General features: G+C 57.8%; 7 protein-coding genes. 4 read left to right on the forward strand and 3 right to left on the reverse strand.

Annotated elements, in window-relative coordinates:
* Position 1: 1 nt before the first annotated feature.
* The 3 genes from AACU78_RS29810 to AACU78_RS29820 all read right to left on the reverse strand — a co-directional run bounded on the left by AACU78_RS29810 (position 2) and on the right by AACU78_RS29820 (position 6449).
* The gene (locus AACU78_RS29810) at positions 2 to 1402 is read right to left on the reverse strand and encodes a DUF1254 domain-containing protein (RefSeq protein WP_106579180.1); all 1401 of its coding nucleotides are present in this window, start codon (positions 1400 to 1402) and stop codon (positions 2 to 4) included.
* A gap of 327 nt (positions 1403 to 1729) precedes the next feature.
* Positions 1730 to 2095: a response regulator gene (locus AACU78_RS29815; protein WP_106579181.1), complete on the reverse strand. Its 366-nt coding sequence runs from the start codon at positions 2093 to 2095 to the stop codon at positions 1730 to 1732.
* Positions 2096 to 2309: 214 nt separating this feature from the next.
* Positions 2310 to 6449 carry a hypothetical protein gene (locus tag AACU78_RS29820; protein WP_106579182.1) on the reverse strand — a complete coding sequence of 1380 codons (4140 nt, stop codon included), beginning with the start codon at positions 6447 to 6449 and terminating at the stop codon, positions 2310 to 2312.
* 275 nt (positions 6450 to 6724) lie between these two features.
* Between AACU78_RS29820 and AACU78_RS29825 the strand changes: the two genes are divergently transcribed.
* Genes AACU78_RS29825 through AACU78_RS29840 form a run of 4 tightly spaced genes read left to right on the forward strand, consistent with a single transcriptional unit; the run spans position 6725 to position 12836 of the window.
* On the forward strand, positions 6725 to 10222 hold the full coding sequence (locus AACU78_RS29825; RefSeq protein ID WP_106579183.1) for a response regulator: 3498 nt from the start codon (positions 6725 to 6727) through the stop codon (positions 10220 to 10222).
* Positions 10223 to 11053 carry a CheR family methyltransferase gene (locus AACU78_RS29830; RefSeq protein WP_177410116.1) on the forward strand — a complete coding sequence of 277 codons (831 nt, stop codon included), beginning with the start codon at positions 10223 to 10225 and terminating at the stop codon, positions 11051 to 11053.
* Entirely contained in the window at positions 11050 to 11649 is a 600-nt protein-coding gene (locus AACU78_RS29835) for a chemotaxis protein CheB (RefSeq protein WP_106579184.1), read from the forward strand. Before AACU78_RS29830 ends, AACU78_RS29835 begins: the two co-directional genes overlap by 4 nt.
* Positions 11643 to 12836, forward strand: a complete 1194-nt coding sequence (locus AACU78_RS29840) for a hybrid sensor histidine kinase/response regulator (RefSeq protein ID WP_106579185.1) — start codon at positions 11643 to 11645, stop codon at positions 12834 to 12836. Before AACU78_RS29835 ends, AACU78_RS29840 begins: the two co-directional genes overlap by 7 nt.
* Positions 12837 to 12906: the final 70 nt, after the last annotated feature.

Below are 12906 nucleotides of genomic sequence, written 5' to 3' on the forward strand. Positions count from 1 at the left end.
GTTATTTGAGCGGCGTCAGCGGTGGCAACTTCCATTGGCCGTTACTTGCTTCAGGCTTGGGCAAGTAGATGCGCAGTACTGCGTAGAACGGGCCGGGCGGTGCCGGCAGCCAGTTGCTCTGTTCGGCTTTCGGTGGCTCGTGGTGCTGCAATGCCAGGGTCAGGCCGCCGTCGGCATCCAGTTTGAGGTTGGGCAACATCCGCGAATTGATCAGGTAGCGCTTCTTGAGATTGGGCGCCAGCAGCTTGGTCTTGGCGTCGTACATGGTCAGCGACCAGAACGCTTCAGCGGGCGGCAGTTGATCCTTGTCAAAGTGCACGGTGTAGCTGTGCCGTGCGCCGTTGGCCGGTTTACCCTCGCTGTCGACGAAGTAGCTCAGGTAAATAGCCTCATCGGGGGAGTTGCCGAAAATTCCCAGGTCCGCACCGGCGTAGCGGTAGAGGTAGTTGTTTTTCAGGCGGTCGCGGCTGCCGAACAGGTCGCCGCTGGCCACTTGGTGGGTGTCGATTTTGTCTTTCTTGAACGCGGCGAATTCGGCTCGGCCGTCGGCAATCCCGTCTTCCAGGGCTTTGCGCTGCTCGGCGGTCAAGTCCTTGACCTTGAACGGCGCGCCCGGGGCGATACCGATCTTGGCAAAGCGCGCCAGCAGGTCCTTTTCGCTGTCCTGAGGGGCGGCGAAGGCCAACATGAAGTTCAGGTATCGAAACAGCTGCGGCCCTTCGGTCATGGTGGCCATCGGCTTGGGCCATTCAATTTTCGGCACCGCGGCCGGCGCAGGCTGTTTTACGTAGCTGCTCAGGGGCTGCACTTTGTAGCCGTTCTGGATCTGCTTGACCTTGTTCAGGTCCTTTTCATCAAACAGCTGCGTGCGGTACAGGGCGTAGGCGATATTGCTTTCGCTGTACACCACGCGGTCAACGTCAACCGGCTGCTGACCTTTCCAGTCCGGGCCGGCGATCATGTAGTGGCCGCCGTTGTTGCCGGTGCTGCGGGTGCCCAGGTAAGCGATGTTCTGCGTGTAGAGGTCGATCAGCTGCACCGAGTAGTAACGGTTGTCTTCGATCTTGGGCAGGGTCAACACCAACGGCTCTTTGCGCAGGTCCATCCATACGAAGGAGTAGGGCGTGTCCGAATTCGGGGTGGCGAACGCAGTGTCCTTGGGGGTGAACACCTGCGCGGTATTGCCGATATGGTTGAACGGCGCCTTGAAGTTGGGCCCGCCTTTATCGACGGCCTGGGTGTAGAGCGTCTTGTACATCGCCACGACCGGGTAGCCATACAGGTAGGCTTCCTTGGCAATCGCCCGTGCTTCGGCGGAGGTTGCCGTGAAGTCAGCCCAGGCACCGGTGCTCATGAATATCGAGAGGCTCGCCAACAGCAGGCGCGTCGGTTTTCCAATCATGTTGTTGCGTCCTTCCAGAGTTCTTTTGACTGACGGGAGTTGAAGGCGACGAGTTTCCAGTTTTATTTCGCGAACGTCACGTTAATCCCTGCAAACAAGGCCAACTGAGGTAAATCATCGCCTTGGCGCGCCCCTGTCTGTTGCGGTTTGACGCAGGTGTTGACGATGACGCGCTTGGGCATGCACGGATGATATCGATTCAAGCTAGCAGCAAATCCCTGACGCGCGAGCGGCTCAGTCAAATGAGCGCGCAGCGCCATTGGGAATGGCGAAATACGCTGAGGTCGGGAATGCCCCCGTATCCGGCGGCCTGCGGCAAATGAGGGACTATGCGTGGGGCAGCATGGATTTGACTTTGTCGCGCAATTGATCGATCGAGAAGGGTTTGCCAATTACTTGCATGCCGGCCGGCACGTCGATGCTTTCGGCATAGCCGCTGGCAAACAGGATTGGCAGGGCAGGGCGTAGCTCACGCACCTTGGCGGCCAGTTCTTTACCGTCCATATCGGGCAGGCCAACATCGGTCATCATCAGGTCGATCACCTGTGCAGTGTTTTCGACCACTTTCAAAGCTTCTTCAGCGTCCGCCGCTTCTATCACTGTGAACTCCAATTCTTCGAGTACATCGACGATCAGCATGCGCACGATGGCGTCGTCTTCGACTACAAGGAGGGTGGAGGGGGTGGCGGACATAATCAAATTCCCGAAAAAATGAAGTGGGCAGGTCTTTAGCGGTTGAAAGACCATTCTCTAATGAGTCGCGTCAATCTCGGCAAGTTCCGTTGGTGCAGGCATTGTGAAGGCAACGGGCGCAAATGTCGCGTGCAAGTCCGTGGCGCTGGGGAGGAAGTGATGCGTAAATGGCACCGTCCAACAGTGCCATTCACGCAAGGGCGTTACAGGGGGGTCAAAGCGGGGTATTGAATAGCGCGTACGGGTTGTTGTAAGGCACTGTCATCAGGAAGTCTCCGTCACTGAAGGTGCTGACGTCGTACTCCGGAATGCCGCGGTTGATGGCAACCGGGTCAAGCGTGCCGGCGCACCTTCCGCTGTTTAAGGTGACGTCCAGACCCCGCCGCATCGAAGCCTCGTCGGGGAATTTCGCCAGGCCGAAGTTGGGATCAAAGAAAAACCATTCCTTCTGATTGTTTTTGAAGGTGACGCCCGCAAGCAGTCCGTGATTTTGCGTGCTGATCTTGAAGGTGGTTGAGGTCGTTGCATGACTCAGGCGAGTGATGATGTCGGTGTAGGGCAATCGGGAAACCGGTTGAATACCGTGGAAATTCAGGCGAAGTACCTGGTGCATGCCGTTCAGTTGTTTACGAAAGGTAGTAATGGCGGGGTCGGTCGAATTTAAGCTTGCCTTGAAAAAATTGTCGATCAGCACACGCTCTTTACCTTGCTGAATAGCTAACGCCATGGTGTTGGCCAACGCCGCGCATTCTCCGGATGACGCCAGGTCGCTGGCAGCCAGGTAAAAATTTTGCGGCATGCCGATGGCTTTGCCGCCGACAACTGCAATTTCCTCGTTAAATATCCTGGCGCCCTCAAGACTGCTTTTAGTTTGAACGTTTTCTATGAGTTTGGTCAGCGCGCCTATTTCTTCGGGCGTTCGACGCGGGAGAATTGCCAACTCCTTTAGTTCAGACAGGCGCATGGTTGGGTAGTAGCCATCGATTTTTTGCACCGTGGGGGTGGCATAGCCACGGTTGTAAGCCGCGATATCGTTGAGCTTGGCATCCTCGATGACCTTTCTAAACACCTCGGGAAGATTGGGGGTCTGGGGTGTTGGCGCTACGACGGCGGACAACCAGTTAAGGAAGTTATGGTTTATCTCGCCATTGGCAGCAACAGTGACAGGTTTGAAATCGAGCAGCGGTTGCCCAAAGGGTTTCTGGCTGACGGGGTCAAGCGCATACCATTTATTGTTCTGTAGGGTTGCGCCCACGTCCACCCTCTGCTCTAAAAACTTGTAGGTGCCCGTTGCCGTTATGCCTTGGCTTTTACTGGCGGCTTTAAGCAGGTCATAGCTGCCGGTGGCGCCCTTGAACCGATTGACGGCTTTAGTGCCTTGTGACGCAAGATAACCCAAGCCGTTGAGCAGCAGCGTCGCGCCGCCCTTCGCCACGTCGCCAAAACCGCTCACGGGGTTGAGCACGCCGATCGTGGCCGCGCCGATCACTTTAACGGCCTGCAAGGCCTTCGTGCCGGCCGACAGCGCGGAACTGCCTATCTTGACCAATTTGCCTGCGACGGCGGCGCCGGCAGTGAGAAACCCGAATACATCCATGGCGAGATCCAGTGCCGCCTCGCCATAGTTTCCATCCCGAATGTTGACAATGGCTGATCTGAACGGAATCAGGTTTAACAACAACTCGCTCAGCTGCGGGGCAAGATGTTTTGCCTTTTCCAAGTTGGTTTGACCGCGGGCGACCTCTTTGATAGTAGGGTCGTCAAGGTTCAGGTGCTCAATATAGGCGCTGGCAATCACTTCGGATCTGAGGCTCTTGAAACTGTTAAGCGTCGACTCATTTCCAGGGCTTTGAAGGTCGAGTTCATCGGGTCTAAAACCAGGCGCGAACTCTTTAGTGGTCGAGACCAGGTTAGACTGACGCGTTTCATAATTTTTGGCGCGACTCAGCGGCGTTCGTTCGATTGTGCTTTTATTTAGATTGATTTCATACGCGTGAGTTTGACCGTTTAGCTCGGTTTTAAGTATCAGGCCGGGTCCGTTGGGATGAGCGGATTTATTATTAAATCCAAGACCTATACGGTATGAGCCCTCTTGAAACAAGGTGATTTTCCCAAACTCAAAATTCTTTCGATCCTCGAACGGAAGTTGCGAGATCAAATGCTTAATGGTGGTTTTTACAGCTGTTTTTTTGTCCCATATCGCACTTGTAAACTGCTTGTCGAAATCACCGTGTTCACCAAACGTCCTGTTATTGTTCAGGTCCGCCAATACGGCTGGCGAAATGCGGGAATCATGGGTCGTCAACTGCGCCAGATTCGGAAGATTCTCCATGGCGAGGTCCAAAAGCGAATACGGCGACAGCAGAGGGGTTTTCCCTTGTTCCGCTTTGGGGTCACCGCCTCCGGTGGTAAATACCCTCGCTTTGAAAAGCTCACCCAGGTCGCCAAAGCGTTCTTTCAGTTTAGCCAGGGCGATGTCTTCTCGCGACGGTATTGCTTTACTCAGTTCATTGGAGGCCCAAAGTCGACGGTCAAGTTGTTCGTTGAACGCGGTTCTTACTGTATTGATTTGTTCAGGTGTATAGAGGCCATCAGCACGTTTTGCGATGACGCCGTTGGCGACAGCCCAATCGATCAGCGCGGTACTTTGGGCGTATTCAGTGGCGGGCGATCGGCCTTTGGAGGCGTTGTATTCCAGCATGACCTCGGCGAACGACATGTGCCTCACAGCGCCCGGCCGCTCGGCTTCAATAGTTGCCGCTGCAATCGTCAGGAAAGCCCACGCCTGGCTGCCGACGGTCACGTTGTCGGGGATATCTTTAATCAGAAACTGCGGTGCGGTATGGCCTAACAACAGATGAGTGGCGAGTTTAGCGGTATCTGCCGTTGCTTTTTGGGTGGCGACAAGATGCTGGCCGAGGCTTTCAATGACCGAGGCAGGTGAATGACCCCAATGCGTTGAATCCGCCAGGTCAAATTCGCCCACTCTGTTGCGTTCGCGCGAAAAAGAGGACTTTGGGTCCATTCCAAGGTTAAGCGCGCTTAATAGATAGTCGTAGATACTGGTGTCCGAGGACGCGCCCTTCATATGCGTTTGCAGGGCTTCACCCAGCGCCTGGGCCCTGGGCGTGTCGAGCAGTTTTTGCAGGGCCTTTTCTGGGTCCTGCAGATCGCGCGCCGTCACCGCACTGCCTCTCATTAAGTAACCGAGCGTCGCCTGGCGGTCAGGAGACAATGCCTCGCCTGGCGCATTGGGCTCGGCGCTGTAGAGGAAATCCAACATCTTTTGTTGATCGGCTTGCGACATCGGTACTGGCCAGGACAGTGCGCCACCCAGATTGCCCAGCGGGCTTGATAACGACTGCTGCTCCAACGTGTTCGCCAACGCAGTGAGCTCATCCATGGACCGCGGAAGAGCCAGGCCCAGGTCGTTCAGCGCTACTGCCAAGGTTGGTGCCGGGCCTTGCGCCATGGCGTATGACGAACCTACGAAAGGGACTAACCGTTCGTTGTTCAAGCTGTATTCGATCTGGGCGGCGGTAGCAGGCTGGCCATCGCCCTGGGTGGCCGCGTACCGGAGCTTGACGGCCAGGTCGTAAAGATCTGCCTTGTCCGCTATGAGGTGTTTGACCGTTTTGGTCTGTGGCCCCGTGACGGTGGCGCGACTGTCCTGGGGCGTGGCGGCATAAAACGTTTCAGCACGTGAACGTTGATCTGCAAGGGCCTGCGCAGAGCGGGCCGCGGCGGGCCGCAATGGGTCTTGTGCCGAGATAGGGCGCAAGCGCTTGGTGGCGATCAATATCTGGATTTCGCGTTTTATCTGGACCTCGTCACCGTTGAGGCGCGGCTGGCCATAAAAATCGCTGACAACCGCCAGAGGCACCTTCAGGACGCCATTCTCGAACGACAGGTGCAACGGGGTTTCAGGCGTGGGCGTTATGACGCGGGCCGCTGCCAATATTGGCTCGGCGATAGCCTTCCAGCCTGGGGTGTCGCTCAGGGTAAATCTTCTGGCTACGCCATCGACCGTCGCATGCAACACGCCGGTGCTGGCAACGATGCTGACTGTGGCGGGATCGATGTGCTGCTGGCGCATCCACTCCTGTACAGCCGGACGCTCGAGCTGGTTTTGATAGAGGGTCAACCACTGCCCCAACAGCGTGTTTTTTGGCACCTCGATCTTTTCATCGACGCTTTTCAACTTGTTTTGCAGGGCAGCGATATATTCGGCGAGCAGCGTTACGTCATCGTTGGCGGTGCCTTGGGCGGCGTTCAGCGCAGCCGGTGTAGGCGCTTTGGCCATCGGCGCCAACTGTGGCCTGAAGGTTTGCTGTACTGCGTTCATGTTGGTCATCTGGCTTACCTTGCTGGGTTAAAAAGACGCCTTCCCAAAAGATCTTCCGTGTTCCTGAGGCGCACACCTGAGTGCGGAACGAGGAAATTTCGTTCCAGCACGGCGCCACTTACCTGTATTTATTTGTGTAAATGAGTTGGGGAATTCGGACAGAATCCGTTAGAAATTCACGTCTAGAGCGTAGGAAGTCAGCTCAAATCAATGCAGAAACATAGCCTTGGCCGTCGATATTCGGGCAAACTCCCAGTTTTTCCGTTCCTGGCCAAGGCATGCCCATGACTCCCGCGTCGTCTGTCGATGAAAAGAGCTTTCGTAAACTACTGAGCCGTAACGTGGCCCTCCCTTTGGGTGTGGGCGTGCTCAGCGCGGCGTTTTTCGTCGTGCTGATCACTTACCTGTTGTCGGTGATCCAGTGGGTAGAGCACACCGACCGGGTCATCAATAACCTCAATGAGTCTTCGAAGCTGACGGTGGACCTGGAAACCGGACTGCGCGGCTTCCTGATCACCGGCGACGAGCATTTCCTGGACCCGTATGAAGTGGCAAAGCCGCGCATCATTGGCGATTTGCACAATTTGCAGGAGTTGGTAGCGGATAACCCGCAACAGGTGGACCGCCTCAAGCGTCTTGAGGCCATGCAGGCCGAATGGAACAAATACGCCCAATCGATGATTGACCTGCAGCGCCAGAGCGGTGATTACCGCGCAGCGGTCAAGGCCGGCCGGGGCAAGAGCCTGACCGACGCGATTCGCCAGGAATACGCGGACGCGGTGGACATGGAGCAGCAGTTCCGTGTGACCCGTAACCAGGACGTCACCCGTACGACGGTGGTCAGCGTCACGTTGTACCTGGTCTTTGTGCTCGGTCTGAGCGGCTTTCTTGCCTATGTGGGTCGCAAGAATTTAATCGCTCTATCAGACAGTTACAGCGCAAACCTCGCGTCGCAACAGAAGATTGCGCGTCGCCTGGGACAGCAAGCCTGGCTGCGCAATGGCCAGACCGAATTGGCCGAACAAGTGCTGGGGCAACTCAGCCTGAACATGCTGGGCCGTAACATCCTGCAGTTTTTTGCCCAGTACATGGGGTCGGCGGTCGCCGCGTTGTATGTGCGTGAAGAACACGGTGGCCTCAAGCGTGTGGCCACCTATGGTTTCTCCCGCGAACAGGAACAGCAGGAGCAGTCGATCTACAGCGACGAAGGCATCGTTGGGCAGGCCGCCCAGCTCGATCGCCTGATTCGCCTGGACGATGTGCCAGTGGACTATTTCAAGGTCTGTTCCGGCCTGGGCGAAGGGGCCACCCGCAGCGTGCTGGTGATGCCGACCAGCGACGACGACCGAGTCAACGGCGTGATCGAACTGGGTTTCCTGCGCCCACTGGACGAGCGTGACGTCGAACTGGTGGAGCTGATTGCCGGCAATATCGGCACCTCCATCGAAGCTGCGCGCTATCGCCAGCGCCTGCAGGAAGTGCTGGCCGAAACCCAGCAGCTCAACGAAGAGCTGCAAGTGCAGCAAGAAGAGCTCAAGACCGCCAACGAAGAACTCGAAGAACAGTCGCGCATCCTCAAGGAATCCCAGGCTCACCTGGAAACCCAGCAGGCCGAACTTGAGCAGACCAACGAACAGTTGGCCGAGCAGACCCAGACCCTGGCCGAGCAGCGCGACGCCATGGACCGCAAGAACGTCGAGCTGAACCAGGCCCAGCTTCAACTCGAAGACCGCGCCGACGAACTGCAGCGCTCCAGCAAGTACAAGTCCGAGTTCCTGGCCAACATGTCCCACGAGCTGCGCACGCCGCTGAACAGCTCATTGATCCTGGCCAAGCTGCTGGCGGAAAACCCTCAGGACAACCTCAGCGCCGAGCAGGTCAAGTTTGCCGAGTCGATCTATTCGGCAGGCAATGACTTGCTCAACCTGATCAACGACATCCTGGATATTTCCAAGGTGGAAGCCGGCAAACTCGAAGTGCGCCCGGAAAACTCCAGCGTTGTGCGCCTGGTGGACGGCCTGCGTGGCATGTTCGAGCCGCTGGCCGCCGACCGCAAGCTGGGTTTCCAGGTGGAGGTTCAGGCCGATGCGCCGACGCTGATGTTCACCGACCGCCAGCGTTTGGAGCAGATCCTCAAGAACCTGCTGTCCAACGCGGTCAAGTTCACCGAGCAGGGCGAAGTCAGCCTGTCGGTGTCCAGGGCGCCGGGCGAGGGCATTGCCTTTACGGTGCGCGACTCCGGCATCGGCATTGCCCCGGACCAGCAGGAAAGCATTTTCGAAGCGTTCCGCCAGGCCGATGGCACCACCAACCGTCGTTACGGCGGCACCGGGCTGGGCTTGTCGATCTCTCGCGACCTGGCGACGTTGCTCGGCGGCTATATCAGCGTGAGCAGTGAGCCGGGCAAAGGCAGTGTGTTCACGCTGGTATTGCCAGAGCAGTACGTCGAACGCGAGGAGGGCGCCGCACCTGTCGAGCAGCCGCGCCAAGCCGTGACGGCCCCTGCGCCCAAGCCCGTGGCGGTCTCACCCCTGCCGGTGGCCGACGTTCAGCAGATCCCGCGGTTTGCCGATGACCGTGACAAAGCGCCGTTCACCACCCGATGCATTCTGGTGGTGGAAGACGAACCGAATTTCGCACGCATCCTGTTCGACCTGGCCCATGAGCTGGGCTACAACTGCCTGGTGGCGCACGGTGCGGACGAAGGCTACAGCCTGGCCGAAGAGTTCATTCCCGACGCGATCCTGCTCGACATGCGCCTGCCCGACCATTCCGGGCTGACCGTGCTGCAACGTCTGAAAGAACACGCCAGCACCCGCCACATCCCGGTGCACGTGATATCCGTCGAAGACCGCGTCGAAGCCGCCATGCACATGGGCGCAATCGGTTATGCCGTCAAGCCCACCACCCGCGAGGAGCTCAAGGATGTGTTTGCGCGCCTGGAGGCCAAGCTGACACAAAAGGTCAAGCGCGTGCTGCTGGTGGAAGACGATGACTTGCAGCGTGACAGCATTGCTCGCCTGATCGGCGACGATGACATTGAGATCACCGACGTCGGCTACGCCCAGGCCGCCCTGGACCTGCTGCGCACCCATGTCTACGACTGCATGATCATCGACCTCAAGCTGCCGGACATGCTCGGCAACGAGCTGCTCAAGCGCATGGCTACCGAGGATATCTGCTCGTTCCCGCCGGTGATTGTCTACACCGGGCGCAACCTGACCCGCGATGAAGAAGCCGAGCTGCGCAAGTATTCGCGCTCGATCATCATCAAGGGCGCGCGCTCACCCGAGCGCCTATTGGATGAAGTGACACTCTTTCTGCACAAAGTCGAATCCCAGCTGTCCCATGATCGCCAGAAGATGCTCAAGACCGCCCGCAGCCGCGACAAGGTCTTCGAGGGCCGCAAGATCCTGTTGGTGGACGACGATGTGCGTAATATCTTCGCCCTGACCAGCGCCCTGGAGCACAAAGGTGCGGTGGTGGTGATCGGGCGTAATGGCCGTGAAGCCATCGACAAACTCAATGAAGTTGACGACATCGACCTGGTGCTGATGGACGTGATGATGCCGGAGATGGACGGTTACGAGGCAACCGCCTTGATTCGCCAGGATCCGCGCTGGAAAAAGCTGCCGATCATTGCGGTGACGGCCAAGGCCATGAAGGACGATCAGGAACGCTGCCTCGCGGCGGGCTCCAACGATTACCTGGCCAAGCCGATTGACCTGGACCGCCTGTTCTCGCTGATTCGCGTCTGGCTACCGAAGATGGAACGTATTTAAGTGGAGCAACGTTTTTTGGATAAAAGCAGCGATATTGAGCTGCGCCTGTTGATTGAGGCGATTTACCTCAAGTACAGCTACGACTTTCGCGACTATTCCGGTGCGTCGGTCAAACGACGCGTGGCCCATGCCCTGCGCCAGTTCGATTGCGCCACGATCTCGGCGTTGCAGGAGCGCGTGCTGCACGACCCGTCCGCGTTCATGCAGTTGCTGCAGTTCCTGACGATCCCGGTGAGCGAGATGTTTCGCGACCCGTCGCACTTCCTGGCGATCCGTCGGGAAGTGGTGCCGCTGCTCAAAACCTACCCGTCGATCAAGGTCTGGATTGCCGGCTGCAGCACGGGCGAGGAGGTGTACTCCATGGCGATCCTGCTGCGTGAGGAAGGGTTGCTGGAGCGTACGATCATTTACGCCACGGACATCAACCCGGCGTCGCTGGACAAAGCCAAGCAAGGTATTTTTTCCCTGGAGAACGTACGCGCCTACACCGCCAATTATCAGCAGGCCGGCGGACAGCGTTCATTTGCCGACTACTACACCGCGGCCTACGATTACGCGATCTTCGACAAGTCCCTGCGCGAGAATGTGACCTTCGCCGACCACAGCCTGGCGACCGATAGTGTATTCTCAGAAACTCAGTTAATTTCGTGCCGTAACGTACTGATTTATTTCAATAAAAAATTGCAAGACCGAGCGTTTGGATTGTTCCACGAGTCGCTGTGTCATCGCGGCTTCCTGGTGCTGGGCAGCAAGGAAACCCTGGATTTTTCCGCCTACAGCAAACAATTCGAACCCTTGGTCAAGCAGGAACGGATCTACCGCAAATCATGAACGACGTTGCAGCCAACCCGATTGTCGGGATTGAAGCCATCGTCGTCGGCGCTTCTGCTGGCGGCGTCGAGGCGTTGCTGACTATTTTTGGTGCATTGCCCCAGGGCTTTGGCTTGCCGATCATCGCCGTGCTGCACCTGCCGGACGAACGCCGCAGCCAATTGGCCGAGGTCTTTGCCCGGCGCCTGCGAATCCCGGTGCGTGAAGCGCGTGACAAGGAAGTGATCGAAGCGGGCACCCTGTATTTCGCCGGGCCCGGTTATCACCTCTCGGTGGAGCATGACCGCAGCCTGTCCCTGAGCCAGGAAGACCGCGTACACCATTCGCGGCCCTCCATTGACTATCTGTTTGCGTCAGCCGCCGATGCCTATGGCAAAAGTCTGCTGGCCATTTTGTTGACCGGCGCCAACCAGGACGGTGCTCGCGGGCTGGCGCACGTCAAGCGCTCAGGCGGGACCACGGTTGTACAAGACCCCAAGGATGCACGCATCGCCGTGATGCCGCTGGCGGCCCTGGCCCTGCAAACACCTGACTATATTCTGACTCTGAGCCAAATTGGCTCGTTGCTGGCTTTGCTGGAATCTTCCCCATGTTAAGTACTGTCCAGGCCAAACTGCTGATCGTCGACGATCTGCCGGAAAACCTGCTGGCCCTTGAAGCGCTGATCAAGCGCGAGGATCGCCAGGTCTATAAGGCATTGAGCGCCGACGAGGCCTTGTCACTGTTGCTGGAGCACGAGTTCGCCATGGCGATTCTCGACGTGCAGATGCCCGGCATGAATGGTTTCGAGCTGGCCGAACTGATGCGCGGCACCGAAAAGACCAAAAACATCCCGATTGTGTTCGTCAGCGCTGCCGGCCGTGAACTCAACTATGCCTTCAAGGGCTATGAAAGCGGCGCCGTCGACTTCCTGCACAAGCCGCTGGACATCCATGCGGTCAAGAGCAAGGTCAACGTGTTCGTCGACCTGTACCGCCAGAGCAAGGCGATGAAGCTGCAGGTCGAAGCGCTGGAGCGCAGCCGCCGCGAGCAGGAACTCTTGCTGACCCGCCTGCAGGCCACCCAGGCCGAGCTGGAGCAGGCAGTGCGCATGCGTGACGATTTCATGTCGATCGTCGCCCATGAGGTGCGTACGCCGCTCAACGGGCTGATCCTGGAGACTCAACTGCGCAAAATGCACCTGGCCCGGGACAACGCTGCCGCGTTCACCCTGGACAAGATGCACGCCATGGTCGATCGCGATGAGCGGCAGATCAAAAGCCTGATTCGGCTGATCGAGGACATGCTCGATGTGTCACGCATCCGCACCGGCAAGCTGTCGATTCGCCCGGCGCGTTTTGACCTGACCCAGTTGGTGCACAACCTGGTGGAAAACTTCGCGCCGCAAGTGGCCGCCGCCGAGTCGTCGATGCACCTGGAGGTCCAGGGGCCGGTAGAAGGCAACTGGGATGAGTTCCGCATCGAGCAGGTGATTTCCAACCTGCTGACCAATGCGCTGCGCTACGGGGCCAAAAGCCCGGTGGAAGTACGGGTGTATACCGAGCATAGTGAAGCAAGGGTTGAAGTGCGTGATCACGGGATCGGCATCAGCGCAGACAACCAGAAGCGAATTTTTCAGCAGTTCGAGCGCGTTTCCGCCAGCCATGTTGCGGCTGGCCTGGGTTTGGGGCTGTTTATTTCCGAGCAGATCGTGGCGGCCCACGGTGGCACCATCGAGGTAGAAAGCCAGATAGGCGAGGGCGCCTTGTTTCGGGTGTGCCTGCCCCTTGAGACGCCGGCGTGAAATCTATCGTCAGCTCGACGCAACCTCTGCGTGACCCGATGGTCGTAACTGCAGCAATTGACCGGACAAA

Origin of the sequence: Pseudomonas sp. R9.37 (assembly GCF_963878885.1) — a bacterium.
In the GTDB taxonomy this organism is placed as follows: domain Bacteria; phylum Pseudomonadota; class Gammaproteobacteria; order Pseudomonadales; family Pseudomonadaceae; genus Aquipseudomonas.

Excerpts from the sequence above, each read along its gene's own strand:
- AACU78_RS29820 (WP_106579182.1), bottom strand. The coding sequence starts at position 6,449 with ATGACCAACATGAACGCAGTACAGCAAACCTTCAGGCCACAGTTGGCG.
- AACU78_RS29815 (WP_106579181.1), bottom strand. The coding sequence starts at position 2,095 with ATGTCCGCCACCCCCTCCACCCTCCTTGTAGTCGAAGACGACGCCATC.
- AACU78_RS29840 (WP_106579185.1), top strand. The coding sequence starts at position 11,643 with ATGTTAAGTACTGTCCAGGCCAAACTGCTGATCGTCGACGATCTGCCG.
- AACU78_RS29825 (WP_106579183.1), top strand. The coding sequence starts at position 6,725 with ATGACTCCCGCGTCGTCTGTCGATGAAAAGAGCTTTCGTAAACTACTG.
- AACU78_RS29835 (WP_106579184.1), top strand. The coding sequence starts at position 11,050 with ATGAACGACGTTGCAGCCAACCCGATTGTCGGGATTGAAGCCATCGTC.
- AACU78_RS29810 (WP_106579180.1), bottom strand. The coding sequence starts at position 1,402 with ATGATTGGAAAACCGACGCGCCTGCTGTTGGCGAGCCTCTCGATATTC.